Source organism: Citrobacter amalonaticus (assembly GCF_018323885.1).
In the GTDB taxonomy this organism is placed as follows: Bacteria; Pseudomonadota; Gammaproteobacteria; order Enterobacterales; family Enterobacteriaceae; genus Citrobacter_A; species Citrobacter_A amalonaticus.
In genome coordinates, this window is the sequence record NZ_AP024585.1 from 2366635 (window position 1) to 2382745 (window position 16111).

The 16111-nt window shown below is 56.6% G+C and carries 14 protein-coding genes; 6 read left to right on the top strand and 8 right to left on the bottom strand.

The window, feature by feature from the left end; translation table 11 throughout:
* Positions 1 to 4 precede the first annotated feature (4 nt).
* Positions 5 to 2986: a virulence factor SrfB gene (locus KI228_RS11110; RefSeq protein WP_061070099.1), complete on the top strand. Its 2982-nt coding sequence runs from the start codon at positions 5 to 7 to the stop codon at positions 2984 to 2986.
* On the top strand, positions 2983 to 5133 hold the full coding sequence (locus KI228_RS11115) for a virulence factor SrfC family protein (protein WP_141227528.1): 2151 nt from the start codon (positions 2983 to 2985) through the stop codon (positions 5131 to 5133). Before KI228_RS11110 ends, KI228_RS11115 begins: the two co-directional genes overlap by 4 nt.
* 34 nt (positions 5134 to 5167) lie before the next feature.
* Here KI228_RS11115 and ortT read toward each other — a convergent pair whose 3' ends face one another.
* Positions 5168 to 5341, bottom strand: coding sequence for an orphan toxin OrtT (ortT, locus tag KI228_RS11120; RefSeq protein ID WP_042318948.1), 174 nt, complete (start codon positions 5339 to 5341; stop codon positions 5168 to 5170).
* Positions 5342 to 5534: 193 nt separating this feature from the next.
* On the opposite strand from ortT, the gene yncL reads away from it, so the two are divergent.
* On the top strand, positions 5535 to 5630 hold the full coding sequence (gene yncL / locus KI228_RS11125; protein ID WP_071887673.1) for a stress response membrane protein YncL: 96 nt from the start codon (positions 5535 to 5537) through the stop codon (positions 5628 to 5630).
* 96 nt (positions 5631 to 5726) lie between these two features.
* Here yncL and patD read toward each other — a convergent pair whose 3' ends face one another.
* From patD to KI228_RS11160, 7 genes are all read right to left on the bottom strand, one after another.
* A complete protein-coding gene (gene patD, locus KI228_RS11130) occupies positions 5727 to 7151 on the bottom strand; it encodes an aminobutyraldehyde dehydrogenase (RefSeq protein ID WP_043000650.1) in 1425 nt (474 codons plus the stop codon).
* Positions 7152 to 7172: 21 nt separating this feature from the next.
* A complete protein-coding gene (locus tag KI228_RS11135) occupies positions 7173 to 7979 on the bottom strand; it encodes an ABC transporter permease (protein ID WP_043000649.1) in 807 nt (268 codons plus the stop codon).
* Entirely contained in the window at positions 7969 to 8913 is a 945-nt protein-coding gene (locus tag KI228_RS11140) for an ABC transporter permease (RefSeq protein ID WP_061070097.1), read from the bottom strand. Before KI228_RS11140 ends, KI228_RS11135 begins: the two co-directional genes overlap by 11 nt.
* Positions 8914 to 9927, bottom strand: a complete 1014-nt coding sequence (locus KI228_RS11145; protein WP_044267088.1) for an ABC transporter ATP-binding protein — start codon at positions 9925 to 9927, stop codon at positions 8914 to 8916.
* A gap of 17 nt (positions 9928 to 9944) precedes the next feature.
* Positions 9945 to 11090 (bottom strand): putative ABC transporter substrate-binding protein YdcS, encoded by a 1146-nt coding sequence (ydcS, locus tag KI228_RS11150; protein WP_061070096.1) that lies wholly within the window; start codon positions 11088 to 11090, stop codon positions 9945 to 9947.
* A gap of 324 nt (positions 11091 to 11414) precedes the next feature.
* Positions 11415 to 12824 carry an aminotransferase-like domain-containing protein gene (locus KI228_RS11155; protein WP_044267092.1) on the bottom strand — a complete coding sequence of 470 codons (1410 nt, stop codon included), beginning with the start codon at positions 12822 to 12824 and terminating at the stop codon, positions 11415 to 11417.
* Between the two features lie 87 nt (positions 12825 to 12911).
* Entirely contained in the window at positions 12912 to 13334 is a 423-nt protein-coding gene (locus KI228_RS11160) for a type II toxin-antitoxin system HicB family antitoxin (protein ID WP_044257883.1), read from the bottom strand.
* A gap of 221 nt (positions 13335 to 13555) precedes the next feature.
* Here KI228_RS11160 and KI228_RS11165 point away from each other — a divergent pair, with 221 nt between their 5' ends.
* The 3 genes from KI228_RS11165 to KI228_RS11175 are packed head-to-tail and all read left to right on the top strand — an operon-like array spanning position 13556 to position 16097.
* Positions 13556 to 14959 carry a cytochrome ubiquinol oxidase subunit I gene (locus KI228_RS11165; protein WP_044327425.1) on the top strand — a complete coding sequence of 468 codons (1404 nt, stop codon included), beginning with the start codon at positions 13556 to 13558 and terminating at the stop codon, positions 14957 to 14959.
* On the top strand, positions 14959 to 15969 hold the full coding sequence (gene cydB / locus KI228_RS11170) for a cytochrome d ubiquinol oxidase subunit II (RefSeq protein WP_043000643.1): 1011 nt from the start codon (positions 14959 to 14961) through the stop codon (positions 15967 to 15969). Before KI228_RS11165 ends, cydB begins: the two co-directional genes overlap by 1 nt.
* Positions 15969 to 16097, top strand: a complete 129-nt coding sequence (locus KI228_RS11175; protein ID WP_071888398.1) for a DUF2474 domain-containing protein — start codon at positions 15969 to 15971, stop codon at positions 16095 to 16097. The genes cydB and KI228_RS11175 overlap by 1 nt, the downstream gene beginning before the upstream one ends.
* Positions 16098 to 16111 lie beyond the last annotated feature (14 nt).

Sequence of the window (16111 nt, forward strand, 5' to 3'; positions counted from 1 at the left end):
TTTTATGCTGGTGAATTTGTGTGATTACAAACAGAGCGTCACGCTCATCGCAAACAGCGGCGTGCAGTTTCTCGATTTCGGGCTGACGCCGCAGGAATCCGCGCATCATGGTCGCTTCGTGCGTAAAACGGCCAACGGTCCCCTGCTGCGTCTGGATTTCGACCTGGCGAATGGTCGCTATACCCTGCCTGCGCGACCGGGCTCGCAGCCGGAAGTGGTAAAACCGGAAAGTACGCAAACGCTGCATTATTCCCTGGAGGTTCTCGACGGCATCTGGCTGCCGCTGCCGTTCCTGCGTTTTAATCCGCCGCGCACCTTCGTTGAAGGGCCAGACAACTGGGCGCGCGTTCAGGTACGTAAGCTTGCCGAAACCGACAGCGCGGGCAACACCCATCGTGTGACGCTCGCGCTCGATAGCCAGTTGAGCGAGAATGCCCCCGCCTCGCTTGCGCCCGGCGAAAACGATCTGCTGAACGGCACCCGTTTTGCCCTCGCCTGGCGCGATGATGAGATCGCCGATTTTCTCGATCAGACCTGGATTGACGGCTGGCTACGCGAGGCGTTCCTCAACCACGTCAGCCAGCAGGAAAACCGGACTGAGCAGGCCATCAGCCTGGCGCTGCGTAACTTTGAGTATCAGGCGCACTGGCTGAACCTGCTGACGCTGCTGGGTGAACAGCTCGCCGTACCGGAAGTCAAACTGGTGACCCACACCCTCAGTACCCCGGCGATCCCGGTTGATTTGATTCTGGATGTCGGTAACACCCATACCTGCGGCGTCTTGATTGAAGATCACGGCGACGCCAATGACGGGCTGCGCCAGACGGCGGAACTGCAGGTCCGTTCGCTCAGCGAACCGCAGTATCTCAACGATCCGCTGTTCACCAGTCGTCTTGAATTTTCAGAAGCCCGCTTTGGTAAACAGCATTTCTCGGTCGAAAGCGGCCGTGAGGATGCGTTCATCTGGCCGTCGATTGTGCGGGTCGGTGACGAAGCGCGCAAGCTGGCGATGCAGCGTACGGGGACGGACGGTAACAGCGGCATTTCCAGTCCGCGCCGCTATCTGTGGGATGAAACGCCGGTACTGCATGACTGGCGCTTCAGCCAGATGAACAGCAAAACCCAGCGCGAACCGCTTGCCACCGCCTTTCCGCTGATGAACCTGATGAACGACGATGGACAGCCGCTCTACTCGCTGCCGCAGGATGACCGTCTGCCGGTGTTTTCGCCTCAGTACAGCCGCAGTACGCTGATGACCCACATGCTGTGTGAGATCCTCGCCCAGGCGCTGGGACAAATTAACAGTGTCGCAACCCGACTGCGTCTGGGTTTCCCGGCGTCCCCACGTCAGTTACGCTCATTGATCCTCACACTCCCTTCGGCGATGCCGAAACAGGAGCGTGAGATCTTCCGTCTGCGCATGTTTGAAGCGATAGCGATTGTCTGGAAAGCGATGGGCTGGCACCCGCAGGATGAAGATTTCAGCACCCGCAAGCAGCAGGAAAAAAGCGTGGTTCCGGTGCCAGAAATTCAGATGGAGTGGGACGAGGCCAGCTGTGGTCAACTGGTCTGGCTGTATAACGAAGCCATTTCCCATTACGCCGGACGCAGCGAAGCATTCTTCAACACCCTTGCCCGCCCGGATCGCCTGCCGGAACCTGGCGAAACGAAAGGCCGGGCGCTGCGCGTGGCCTCGATTGATATCGGCGGCGGCACCACCGATATGGCGATTGTTCACTATCAACTGGACGACGGCGTCGGCGCCAATGTGAAAATCACGCCGCATCTGCTGTTCCGCGAAGGTTTTAAGGTCGCGGGCGACGACATGCTGCTGGATGTGATCCAGAAATGCATTTTACCGGCCTTGCAAACCCGGCTGCAGCAGGCGGGAGTGACGGATGCCGCTGCCCTGCTCGCCACGCTGTTTGGCGATTCCGGACGCATCGACACCCAGGCCGTTTTGCGACAACAAACGGCGCTTCAGCTCTTTATGCCACTCGGTCACGCGGTCCTTTCTGCGTGGGAGAAGAGCGACATTAACGATCCGCTGGCCGGACTGCACGCTACCTTTGGCGATCTGCTGAACCATCGTCCGACCCGCAACGTGCTCAATTACATTCAGCAGGCGATTGATCACGCTCTACCGTCGGGCTCGCCGACGTTTGATCTCTTTAGCGTCCCGTTACAGGTGCAGTTCAGCCAGTTACAGGAGGCGATGCTGGCAGGTCAGTTTACCCTGACGTCCCCACTGCATGCGGTCTGCGAAGCCATTTCACATTACTGTTGTGATGTTCTGCTGGTCACCGGCAGACCGACCTGTATCCCGGCTGTTCAGGCGCTGATCCGCCATCTGCAGCCGGTTCCGGTCAACCGCATGGTGTGGATGGATAACTACCGCGTCCATGAATGGTATCCGTTCAGCCAACAGGGACGCATCGGCAATCCGAAATCCACCGCCGCAGTCGGCGCGATGCTGTGCAGCCTGGCGCTGGATCTGCGCCTGCCGCGCTTTAACTTTAAAGCCGCTGATATTGGCGCCTACTCGACCGTGCGTTACCTCGGCGTCCTCGACAATACGGTGAATACGTTGCGTGAGGAAAACGTCTGGTATCAGGATATCGATCTTGATAAACCCGGGGCGAAGCTCGACACCCGCGTGCACTTCCCGCTCCGCGGTAACGTTACGCTCGGTTTTCGCCAACTGGCGAACAGTCGTTGGCCCGCGACGCCGCTGTATACGCTGAGCATTAACGCCGCCGATCTGGCAAAGAATATCGCCGGTGACGGCGTGTTAAACGTGCGTTTGCAACTGCGCGGCGGCAACAAAGAGACCGGCCCCGAGTCGTTTGTGCTGAGCGATGCGTGGTTACAGGACGGCACGCCGGTGGCGGCGAATGCCCTGACTTTAAAACTGAATACCCTGGCTGACCGCCGACACAGCGGCAGCCATTACTGGATTGACAGCGGGAGCGTGTACCTGAAATGAGCAAGATGTTGAATACCACTCAGGCCGCGATCGCGTGGGTTAACCGCACCCGGCAGCATGCCGTCACGCTGGATGACGAAGCGGATGCGCTACTGGCCCAACTCAACCGCGCAGCCGCCACCGAATCCGCGCTCAATGCCGCCCGACACGATCGCGCCAGCATTGGACTTTACGGCTACTCGCAGGCGGCAAAAGCACATCTCCTTGCCGCGCTGTGCAGCAGCGGCAACGGTAAGGTCAATGTCATAACCCCGGACCGCAGCTTTGACTATTTCAGTCATCTCAACCCCGGACACGCGCCAACTAATATGGCGCTGCGCTTTACACGGCAAAAAAAACTGCCGGATGACGAGTGGCCGTTACGCCTGCGGCTGGTTACGGAAGCAGAACTGGTGCAGATCTTCATCACCCAGGCCTGCGCGCAGCCAGCGTACCGGCAGGTGGAAAAAGCGATTATCGAATCGCGTATTGAAAAGTGGCAGTCGCTGCGTCAGTTGCACCCGGTTCAGGGCGTGACGGCGCAGGAAGTCGCGACCATTGCCCGCTTCTGGCAGCGCTGTATCCCCGCCTCACAACAGCAAATTGATGACGCGCTGTGGCACCAGTTTGCCCTGCTGCTGCCGACGGTCGATCTCTCAACCCGTGCCAGCGCCTGGTCGTTGCTGTGGGGTGAACAGCCAGAGCTGACGCAGCAGTGGCTGCAACTGGCGCAGGTCCTCCAGCAGACGGGTCATGCCGGCGAAGTCGCCGCGCCGCTGAGCCTGTTGGTCGATCAGTTTGGCTTACCGTCTGAAAATTTTATCACCCAGGAATTTCTGGCCTCGCAGGAGCCGCAAAGCGATGTAGTTGTCCATCCGATCGTGGATGAGAAATTACTTAATGCCGTCAGCCTGGCTCAGGCATCGCTGGCTCTGCTGACCCGCGAGATGGTACTGAGCGTCGAAGAGTGCGTACTCGATAACGTCGATCTGCTGGATATTCCGCTTGCGCCGCTCAGTCACCCGCAGCCGCTCTGGCAGGCCAAACTCGGCTGGTTGTTGGAGCATTACCGCCAGCAGTTACAGCCCGATGTGTTGGTCATCTGTAACGCCACCGCCACCCGCACACAAACACCGTCTACGGCCAGAATACTGCTCAACTGGGTGCACGATACACAGCCGACGCGCGAGACCGCGTTGCCCGGCGTGGTATGGGCCATTACGCCGCAAGATGCGCGCTTTACAACACAACAGAATCTTGATGAAGCGGTGCAGCATCTGATGGGAAAACCAGGCCAACGCTGGGGCACTCTGCAGGCGCTGGACAATCACAGTCTGCTGCGCCTGATCGAGTGGCTGTCGCAAGCCACTTCAGCCCCGCAGCGTCAGGCACGCCTGGAGGCGCTGAGCGAACAGCATCAGCAGCGCGTTCGTGAACTGATGTTTGCGCAACCTGCTGAAGCGCTCAGTGCGGAAGCGGTGGTTCGCCAGCTACAGCAACAGGCGGCACATCACGGCGATCTGCTTGATGGTTTGTTACCAGCGGTTCAACAGTTTGAAACCCTGCTCCGCATTCAGCAACCGCGTGAAGAACAGGTCAGCGGTTTATTCAATGAGACCATTGACCTTTTCGCCGAAGTCCGTGATACGCCGCAGCCGTCAGAGAACAAGGAGACGGGCTATCAGGCGCACCGCCTGTGGCTCAACCATATTCGCCAGTGGAGTCGCGATGACAGTCAGGCGCAGCGTGTAGGGTTGACGCCCGCTGCGCTGCGTCAGGTCGTCGACATCCTGGCGATCACCAGCTATCGCCTGCAACTGCCGCAGCAACTGCAACAAATATTGCAGCGTGAAGAGGTTTGCGGCGCTCAGTTGCACGCCTGCATCGCCAACTTTATTGCCTGGCTCGGCTATGCCGAAGTGGCAGAAACAGAGCGACCCGCCAGCCGAATCGCTAAAGGAACGGCAATTTTCAGCGCGGTCAAACGCCAGCCGATGGCGCGTCTGACGCATCTGGAAGAACAGCCGGTGCACGCCGCCAGCCGCTATGTTTATGACTGGCTGGTTGCGCTGTATACCCGGGCAATGGAAAACAAGGGATATCAGCATCCGCAGGAAGTGACTGAAGCCGACCGAAAGGCACTAAACGCGCTGCTGGCAACGGTTTGAGCGTTCCGCCGGAATGGATGCCGGCGATGTCTGCTCAAAACAATGAAAACAACAGTGCCACCGGGAAACTCATGGGCCAGGTGGCCCCGACCAGAAAGGCGCTCAGAAAGCGGATGCGTTTTTTATCGTGCGAGAGAAACCAGGTGATCAGAAAGGCAATCGCGGCCATCACCGCATAGAACATCAACATTTTTTGGTACAAAGACATTTACGGGCATCCGGCCAGAAGAATAAATCGCGCGCAATATGCTCCATTTTTTGACATACATCAAGTTTTATCCCCTTCGGTCAAACCATTTGCCATTTTTTATGACCGCTTACGTTAAGTCCCTGGTTCGTACTATTGCGGATCACAGGATGCCGGACTATACACAAAGGGGCACTAACGCAAGGTGGCAAATATGAATGTATCCAGTAGAACCGTAGTGTTAATAAATCTCTTTGCTGCTGTGGGTCTTTTTGCTCTTATCTCATTGAGATTTGGCTGGTTTATGTAATTTTTGAGAGCTTGCGGCGCAGACAGGCAGAGAGAATATTTCTCTCTGCCTTCGAGTGATCATCTTCCCACGCCACCTTTCGGGCGTAAATTACCCTTAATGTTTAACCATTACGTGGCGGATCACGGTGTAATCCTCCAGCCCATAAAGTGACATATCTTTGCCATAACCGGACAGTTTCTGCCCGCCGTGCGGCATTTCGCTCACCAGCATGAAATGGGTGTTAACCCACGTACAACCGTACTGCAGACGCGCGCTGACCCGGTGAGCGCGTCCGACGTCGCGCGTCCAGACCGACGACGCGAGGCCATATTGCGAATCATTGGCCCACTCCAGCACCTGCTCTTCATCCTCGAAGACGGTCACACTGACCACCGGACCAAACACTTCTCGCTGGACAATTGCATCTTCCTGTTTAGCCCCTGCCAGAAGCGTCGGGGCAAAGTAATAGCCCGGCCCCTCTACTTTTTTTCCACCGGTGACCACGTTGATATGTCCCAGCGCTTTGGCCTCTTCAACGGCTTTAGTGACGCGCTCCAGATGCGCCAGTGAACTCAGCGGCCCCAGTTCGGTCGATTCCTCCTCCGGTGCGCCGGTTTTCAGGCTGGCTACGGCGGCCCCCAGTTTCTCCACCAGCGCGTCGTAAATACCCTTCTGTGCGTAGAGGCGACAGGCGGCGGTACAGTCCTGACCGGCATTGTAAAAGCCGAAGGTGCGCACACCTTCCACCACCGCATCCACATCGGCATCATCAAACACAATCACCGGCGCTTTACCGCCCAGTTCCATATGCGTGCGCTTAATCGACGGCGCAGTATGGCTGATGATGTGTTCACCGGTCGCGATGGAGCCGGTTAACGAGACCATACGCACCTTCTTGTGCCCGGTCAGCGGATCGCCAACCGTTTTGCCTCTGCCAAACAGCACATTGAGCACACCCGGCGGGAAGATATCTTTGGCATATTCCGCCAGCTTCAGCGCGGTCAGCGGCGTGATTTCCGAAGGTTTGATCACCACGCAATTACCGGCAGCCAGCGCGGGGGCCAGTTTCCATGCCGCCATCATCAGCGGATAGTTCCACGGCGCAATGGAGGCCACCACGCCAACCGGGTCGCGGCGAATCATCGAGGTATGGCCCTCCAGATATTCCCCCGCCGCCAGACCGTTCAGACAGCGGGCGGCACCGGCGAAAAAGCGAAACACATCGACAATCGCCGGGATCTCATCATTGAGCGCACAATGCAGCGGTTTACCACAGTTGCGCGATTCCAGTTCAGCAAACTCATGCGCATTCTGCTCAATAACATCCGCCAGCTTCAGCAGCAGTTCACTGCGCACTTTCGGGGTTGTCTGTCCCCATTCGCTAAACGCACGATCGGCGGCGAGGACGGCCGCATCTACCTGAGCGGGAGACGCTTCTGCAATTTCCAGCAGCACCTCGCCGGTGGCAGGGTTATAGACGGGCTGCTTTTCACCTTCACCCTTGACCAGCTCGCCGTTAATCAGTAATTGATGTTGCATAGCATTTTCCCATATCGTTGTTTATTGACCATTTCCGGCGACGCTGTCGCCTTCGCGCGTAAGCCACCACGCCCCCAGAATCGGAATGGTTGTGACCAGCATAACCAGCAGTGCCACGACGTTTGTCACCGGTACGTCACGCGGTCGCCCTAACTGATTGAGCAACCACAGCGGCAGCGTCCGTTCATGACCGGCAGTAAAGGTCGTGACGATGATTTCATCGAATGACAGCGCGAACGCCAGCATTCCCCCCGCCAGCAACGCCGAACCCAGATTCGGCAGCACGACATAGCGGAAGGTTTGCCAGCCATTCGCGCCAAGATCCATAGAAGCCTCTACCAGACTCCATGAAGTACGACGAAAGCGGGCTATCACGTTGTTAAACACCACCACCACGCAGAACGTCGCGTGACCGACCACAATGGTGAAAAAACCCGGATCGAGATTGACCGTCTTAAACGCGGTCAGTAGCGCCAGACCGGTGACAATCCCCGGTAAGGCGATCGGTAACAGCAGCAACAGCGAGATGGCGTTTTTGCCGAAGAAATCACGCCGCCAGAGCGCCGCCGCTGCCAGTGTGCCAAGCACCAACGCAATCGCCGTCGATAACGCGGCGATTTTTAGTGACAACGTCACGGCATCCAGAATATCGCTCCGCTGTGCCGCAACGCTAAACCAGCGCAGCGTCAGTCCCTGCGGGGGAAAGCTAAAGGCCGCGTCCTCGCTATTAAACGCATAGGCGGCGATGATCAGAATGGGAAAGTGCAGGAAAACAACCCCGCCCCAGGCCGCCAGTTTGAGGAAAAACGGTGCGCGCTCAGAGTGCATCAAACGCTCCCAGACGTTTCACGAACGCCAGATAAAGGGCTATCAGCACGATCGGTACCAGCGTAAACGCCGCCGCCATTGGCATGTTGCCAATCGCCCCCTGCTGCGAATAGACCATGTTGCCGATGAAATACCCCGGCGGTCCCACCAACTGCGGCACGATGAAATCGCCCAGCGTCAGGGAAAAGGTGAAGATCGAACCGGCGGCAATTCCGGGGATCGCCAGCGGCAGAACCACATAACGGAAGGTCTGTCGTGGACGCGCGCCCAAATCGGCAGACGCCTGTAACAGCGACGGCGGCAACCGCTCCAGCGCGGCCTGAACCGGCAGGATCATGAACGGCAGCCAGATGTAGACGAACACCATAAAGCGCCCTAATCCCGACGTTGAGAGCGTGTTTCCTCCCACGGCTGGCAGCGTCAGCAGACTGGTCAGTAAAGGTTCTAAACCAAGATGGTTCAGAAACCATTGCGCCACGCCATCTTTTGCCAGCAGCAGGGTCCATGCATAGGCTTTGACGATATAACTCGCCCACATTGGCAGCATGACCGCAATATAGAAAAACGCTTTCATCTTGCCGCGGGTGTAGCGCGCCATGTACCACGCCATCGGAAACGCCAGAATCGCACTGGCTATCGTCACCGCGATCGCCATCGTCAGCGTGCGTAAAATGATGTCGTAATTGGCGGGATTAAACAGCGCACGAAGATTGGCAAGCGTCAGGTCCGGCGTTACCGACATGGTGAAGTCGTCAAAGGTGTAAAACCCCTGCCACAGCAGCGTCAGTAGCGAGCCGAAGTAGACAATACCAAACCACATCAGCGGACCAAGCAACAGCAAAAACAGTCCCAACCCGGGATAACGCCAGAAAAAACCGGTGAGTCTACTCAAGCCGCCGGGCCGTGAAGGCGTGGAGAGCACGTTCATTGCCATTCACCTCTCCTCGACCAGCGGTACCATGACCTCGCGCGGCCAGGAGACCATCACCGGCTGACCGGGCGCAAGCGTGGTCGCAAAGGGTTCTCCCGACTGATTAGCCTGACTGACCAGCAGCTTTTCACCGCCGGTAAGCTTTAGCTCAAAACGGGTGGCGGCGCCCTGATACTGCACCGCCTGAATCACACCCTGCGCCTGGATCTCGCCAGGAACATTGAGCCGGATATGCTCCGGGCGCAGCGAGAAGCTGCCCGTCATCCCGCATACCTTCGAGGCCATCGCCGGATCAAAAACGTTCGCTGTCCCGACGAAGCCCGCAACAAACGGCGTGCGTGGTCGCATGTATAACTCACGCGGTGAATCCACCTGTTCAATGCGTCCGTTGTTAAATACCGCCACACGATCGGACATCGACAGCGCTTCGCCCTGATCGTGCGTGACGAAGATAAACGTGATCCCCAGCGACTGCTGGAGTTTTTTCAGCTCCAGTTGCATCTGCTCGCGCAGTTTCAGATCCAGCGCACCGAGCGGTTCATCCAGCAACAGCACACGCGGCTCGTTGACCAACGCCCGGGCGATCGCCACCCGTTGACGCTGACCGCCGGAAAGCTGTGACGGCTTGCGCTCAAAGACAAACCCCAGCGCCACCTTCTCCAGCGCCTCGCGAGCCTGGGCATGACGCTGTTTTTTATCAATGCCTTTGACCATCAGCCCATAGGCGACATTATCGAGAATCGACATGTGCGGAAACAACGCATAGTCCTGGAACACGGTGTTCACATCCCGCTCCCAGGGCGGCAAATCGCTGGCAGGCTTGCCAAAGATAGCAATCGAACCGCCCGAAAGCTGCTCAAAACCGGCAATCAGGCGCAGGCAGGTGGTTTTGCCGGAGCCAGATGGCCCCAGCATAGAGAAAAATTCCCCGTCTTTAATCGCAATACTGACGCCATCGACCGCCCGCACGTCACCATACAGGCGCGTGACGTTGTCAAACTCCACTGCGTACGTCATAAATCACCCCAGTGACGTTAACGACCGCCCATGATGGCGATGTAATCCTGCGTCCAGCGACTGTACGGCACGAATTTACCGCCTTCAGCAACAGGCGTTTTCCAGAAGGCGATTTTGTCAAAATAGCGGTAACCATTGGTTTCGCAGCCTTTATCGCCCAGCAACGTGCTGGCTTTACAGCCTTCGGTGACCACCGGCAGCGATCCAAACCAGGCGGCTATATCACCCTGAACTTTTGGCGTCAGCGACCAGTTCATCCACTTATAGGCGCAAACCGGGTGTTTGGCTTCACTGTGCAACATGGTGGTATCAGCCCAACCGGTGACGCCCTCTTTCGGGAACACTGTGCCAATGTGTTGTCCTTCACCTTTCAGCGCGTTCGCCTGATACGGCCAGGCGCTCGAGGCCACGACGCCCTCATTTTTGAAATCGCTCATTTGCACCGTGGTGTCGTGCCAGTAGCGATGAATCAACGGTTGTTGTGCGCGCAGCACTTTCAGCACCGCCTGGTATTGTTCTTCGGTGAGTTGATACGGGTCCGAGATCCCCAGTTGTGGCTGGGTGGCTTTCACGAACAGCGCCGCATCGGCAATGTAAATCGGTCCGTCATAGGCCTGAACGCGGCCTTTGTTGGTTTTTCCGTCCGGAAGGTTTTGTTCGACGAATACCACACTCCAGCTATCTGGTGGCGTCGGGAAGGTTTGAGTGTTGTACATCAGCAGGTTCGGCCCCCACTGATACGGCGTACCGTAGACTTTGCCCGCCACGTTAAACCAGTCGCCTTTGACCACGCGAGGATCGACGTTTTTCCAGTTCGGGATGAGCGCCGTATTGATTGGCTGCACGCGTTTCCCCATGATCAGACGCAGCGAAGCATCACCTGAGGCCGTGACCAGATCGTAGCCCCCTTTCGCCATCAGGCTGACCATCTCATCCGATGTCGCCGCCGTTTTGACGTTAACCGCACAGCCGGTCTCTTTTTCGAATTGTGTTACCCAGTCGTACTGTTTATCGGTCTGACCGCGTTCGATATAACCCGGCCAGGCGATAATATCCAGGCGACCTTCAGTCTGACCTAACGTGGTGGGGGGTTCGGCGGAGTGCGCGGTCATCAGCGTCATACTGAGCGCGCACAGGCTGCTGCGGGCAAATTTCTTGCTCATAAGATCTTACTCCTGTCGCAAAATATTGAGCGGCAGCCTTGCCGTAAATATATGTCCTTTCCTAAAAATAGTCGGCGCGCCGTCAGCGCACCTCCCGGCATGAGGAAATTTAATCAGGTTGTGACATAACGCGCATTACGCCCCGGACTGCGGCGTTGTGTGGCTATCTTCTGGAGTATAGACAAGGGGTTAGCTGACGAGGAGGAAAAACAAAAGCTATTGATATTTCCTATGATGGTCTACGGGAAATAACGTCGTACGGTTTTTGCTGATATTTTCTAAATAAGAACGCGCCATTCTTTTATATTGAATCGCGCGCACGTTTTATTTCATCTGCGCGCGAATGAGTTGCCCCAGTTGTTTTACCGCGGCTTCTTCACGTTCCCCCCAACCCCATGCGGTATTGAAGCGGAAAAAGCGTTTCCAGGTGTCTGAGGTCGAGAACATTTTTCCCGGCGCGATGCTGATGTGGTGGGCCAACGCCTGTGCGGTCAGTTCGCCCGCATCCTGTGATTCCGGCAGTTCCAGCCAGAGAAAATAGCCGCTGTTGTTGTGATGTATTTTCACTTCGGCAGGGAGATGGCGCAGCAGCGTTTGCCAGGCCTGCTGTTTACGTTCAGCCAGTTGACGACGCAGGCGGCGCAAATGGGCGTCATAACGGCGCGTTGAGAGATAATCGACCAGCGCCAGTTGCATCGGCGAACTGGTGGAAAGTGTGCTCATCAGTTGTAAACGCTGGATTTGGCGGGCGTGTTTGCCTGCGGCGACCCAACCGATGCGAAAACCCGGTACCAGACACTTGGAGAATGACGAACAATGCAGCACCTTGTCGGCCCGATCCCACGCTTTGGCCGGTAGCGGTTTCTCCCGGCCAAAATAGAGTTCGCTGTAAACGTCATCTTCAATCAACATCACATTATGACGATCGAGTATCTCAACCAGACGCGCTTTTTTCTCCGGACTGAGAGTAAAGCCAAGCGGGTTCTGGCTGTTGGTCATCAGCCAGCATGCTTTAACCGGATACGCCTGCAACGCCTGCTCCAGCGCCGCGAGATCGATCCCCTCCTTCACGTCAGTGGCAACCGACAGCGCTTTAAGACGCAGTCGTTCCAGCGCCTGTAACGCGCCATAAAAACAGGGGTTTTCGACAATCACCCAGTCACCGGGTTTAGTCACCGCTTGCAGGCTCAGGTTGAGCGCCTCCAGCGCCCCGGCGGTGATGACGATTTCATCCGGCGAGACGGTAATGCCCTGTAAGGCGTAGCGACGGGCAATGGCGTGGCGTAGTTCCGCGTTACCCGGCGGCAGATTCTCAATTACGCTCATCGCGGTTGCGGTTCTGCTCACCTGTGCCAGAGAACGGTTCAGTTGCTGGAGGGGAAATAAACGCGGATCGGGAAATGCAGAAGCAAACGGCATCACCGACGCATCCCGGCTGGCCTGTAGCATCTCGAAAATATAAGTGTTGATATCCACCGCTTCGTCGCGCATCACCTGGGCCGGTTGCACCGTTGGCTGGTGAACCGGGCGCGGCGCGACATAATAGCCAGACTGCGGGCGCGCAATGATCCGCCCCTGACTTTCCAGCAGTTGATAGGCATGCCCGACGGTCATAAAGCTCATCCCGCTGCTGACCACCTGTTCACGCAGCGACGGCAGGCGATCGCCAGGTTGCCAGACGCCAGAGGCAATCTGTTCGCAGAGTTGTTCAGCCAGACGCTGGTACTTTTTCATTGTTATTCACTCGTGGATCCGTGGCAGGTGATCCTTGCAGTGTATATCAGTGAATTAAATACTCAACATCCTAAGAACTGTTATGGTTTACGACAGCGTAAGCGACAGTTCTTTGCCGAGCGCGCGCGCCGCCGTCTGCACCGCATCAATTTTTGTTGCGTGTCGTAAGTCGAACAGGCGGGTAATTTCCTGTTTCGGTCTGCCAATGCGTTTCGCCAGCTCCTGCTGGCTGATTTTTGACGCCAGGAAAGCGTTGAGCAAAAGGACTTTTGACGCGACGCTGAGCGGGACCTCAACAAAGTCGTCACCTTCCTTCACCGGCGAAGGTAACGGGACCGACTGGCTATCTTCGAAATAGAATTCAAAAGCGGTGACTAACGCTTCCAGAGCGGTATCAAGGGATTGCTGGCGGGTCTCACCCTGAGTGAGCGCTTCCGGAATATCCGGAAACGAAACCACATAGCCACCTTCTGGCGCAGGAACGAGACGAACGGGAAAGTAAACATTTATGCTTACTTTTCTCGCCTGATAAAAGGGAAATACAGAAAAATGCCCGTCGTGTAGAGCCGCTCATATCAATTCGGGAAGGCAGATTCCAGAATTTATATCAACAGATGCAATTTGTAACATTCACGCAACTGTTATGGTTAAATAGAACCGTTCTGTTTCTGCCACTGAAACCCTTACCGGCCTAGAATTGCGCTGAATCAATTTTTAGTGCGGAGCAATGCATGTCTGGTCTTGATGCGTTTCATCTGGCAAGGATCCAGTTCGCCTTTACGGTTTCCTTCCACATTATTTTTCCGGCGATCACTATTGGTCTTGCCAGCTATCTTGCGGTGCTGGAAGGTCTTTGGCTGAAAAGCAAAAATCCTGTCTGGCGCTCGCTATATCAGTTCTGGTCAAAAATTTTCGCCGTTAACTTTGGCATGGGCGTGGTGTCTGGCCTGGTGATGGCCTATCAGTTTGGCACCAACTGGAGCGGGTTTTCCGAGTTCGCTGGCAGTATCACTGGGCCATTACTGACCTATGAGGTGCTCACCGCCTTCTTCCTCGAAGCCGGGTTCCTCGGTGTGATGCTGTTTGGCTGGAACAAGGTTGGCCCCGGATTACACTTTTTCTCCACCTGTATGGTCGCTCTGGGCACGATTATTTCCACCTTCTGGATCCTCGCCTCCAACAGCTGGATGCAGACGCCGCAGGGCTATGAGATTGTCAACGGCCAGGTCGTGCCGGTGGATTGGTTCGCCGTCATTTTCAACCCGTCGTTCCCTTATCGCTTATTGCATATGTCGGTGGCGGCGTTTCTCAGTAGCGCGTTATTTATTGGAGCCTCTGCGGCCTGGCATTTACTGCGTGGCAACGCGACGCCCGCTATTCGCGCCATGTTTTCGATGGCACTGTGGATGACGCTGATTGTCGCACCGTTACAGGCGCTCATTGGCGACATGCACGGTCTGAATACCCTCAAACACCAGCCAGCCAAAATTGCCGCCATTGAAGGCCACTGGGAAAATCCGCCAGGGGAACCGACGCCGCTGCTGCTGTTCGGCTGGCCGGATATGGAACAGGAACGAACCCGCTATGGTCTGGCGATCCCGGCGCTGGGTAGCCTGATCCTGACTCACAGCCTGGATAAACAGGTCCCGGCGCTTAAAGAGTTTGCGAAAGAGGATCGCCCCAATTCGACGATGGTCTTCTGGTCGTTTCGCATCATGGCGGGGCTGGGTATGCTCATGATCCTGCTCGGCATTTGCGCGCTGTGGCTACGCTACCGGCAGCGTCTTTATACCTCGCGACCGTTTCTGCGCTTCGCCTTATGGATGGGACCGTCAGGATTGATAGCCATTCTGGCCGGCTGGGTCACGACGGAAGTGGGCCGCCAGCCGTGGGTCGTCTACGGGTTGCAACGCACGGCGGATGCGGTCTCCGCTCACGGCGACCTGCACATGAGTATTTCTCTGCTGGCGTTCTTTGTGGTCTATAGCGCCGTCTTCGGCGTGGGCTACAGTTACATGATCCGCCTCATCCGCAAAGGACCGCTGGACACGATTTCCCCGACGCCGCCTACCGGCACGCCTGCCAGACCACTGTCTGCTGCCGTCCTCGATTCTCAACATGAGGCACACCGCTAATGGGTATTGATTTATCGGTAATCTGGTTCGTTATCATCGTTTTCGCTACGCTGATGTACATCGTGATGGATGGATTCGATTTGGGTATTGGCATTTTGTTTCCTGCCATTCGCGACGCTGACGATCGCGATGTGATGGTTAACAGCGTCGCTCCGGTCTGGGACGGTAATGAAACCTGGCTGGTCCTCGGCGGAGCGGGATTATTTGGCGCGTTTCCGCTGGCCTATGCGGTGATTATTGACGCCCTGACGATCCCGCTGACGCTGATGCTTATCGGGCTGATTTTTCGCGGTGTCGCCTTTGAATTTCGCTTCAAAGCCACGCCAGCGCATCGCCCGTTCTGGGATAAAGCTTTTCTCTGCGGTTCGATTCTCGCGACGTTCACTCAGGGCGTGGTGGTGGGTGCGGTGATCAATGGTTTTGCCGTCACCGGGCGTCGTTTCAGCGGCGGGCCGTTTGACTGGCTCACCCCTTTCACCCTGTTCTGCGGCGCGGGACTGGTGGTCACTTACGCCCTGTTGGGCGCCACCTGGCTGGTAATGAAAAGTGAAAATCCGTTGCAGGATAAAATGCGAGCCGTGGCGAAAAAGTTACTGCTGTTGATGCTGCTGGTGATTGCGATGATCAGCCTGTGGACGCCGCTGGCACACCCGGTGATAGCGGAACGCTGGTTTAGCCTGCCGAATCTGTGGTTCCTGCTGCCGGTTCCGCTACTGGTTGCGGTGATTAGCATCTGGCTATGGCGAACGCTTCATCAACCGCACCGCCACGCGCTGCCCTTTGTGTTGACTCTCGGGCTGATTTTCCTCGGCTTTAGCGGACTCGGGATCAGCATCTGGCCGCATATCATTCCGCCATCCATTACGCTCTGGCAGGCAGCCGCACCCGCGCAGAGTCAGGGTTTCATGCTGGTCGGCGCGTTACTGATCATCCCTGTTATTCTGGTTTACACCTTCTGGAGTTATTACGTGTTTCGCGGCAAAGTTCAACATGGCGAGGGGTATCACTGATGCAACACTCTGTCTGGAAACGCCTGATGTGGCTGGTCATTTTGTGGGGCGGCAGCGTGCTGGCACTGGCCGCCGTAGGGATGTTCTTTCGCCTGATCATGACGGCGGCAGGATTTAAATCACATTAATGGGGCGCCGGATA